At 47.6% G+C, this 208-nt stretch carries 1 protein-coding gene; it reads left to right on the top strand.

Translation table 11 applies throughout. The annotated features are described in order from the left end of the window. Positions 1-208: hypothetical protein (locus tag ASG38_RS18045; RefSeq protein WP_162239699.1), on the top strand; the 208-nt coding region annotated here is incomplete at both ends.

The following is a 208-nucleotide window of genomic DNA, read 5'->3' as shown; positions in this document are numbered from 1 at the left end:
CCAATGGTTTAAAAATACTTCGATTGTTGCCGGAGCCACAGCCACAAGCCATACCATAAACAGCGCGACAGAAAACGGCAGCTATACCGTGAGTGTAACCCTGCCTGATTTTGCACCTGTGGTTTCTAATGCCACTGACATAAAACTATCGCCGGAAAACACTACAATCAGCAGTTCCGGAGCACTGTGTGAGGGAAGCAGTGTTACT

The sequence above is a fragment of the Flavobacterium sp. Leaf359 genome (assembly GCF_001423985.1).
Lineage (GTDB): Bacteria > Bacteroidota > Bacteroidia > Flavobacteriales > Flavobacteriaceae > Flavobacterium > Flavobacterium lindanitolerans.
The sequence above is the reverse complement of the archived record's forward strand: the minus strand, read 5'-3'. Positions and strand labels throughout refer to the sequence as shown.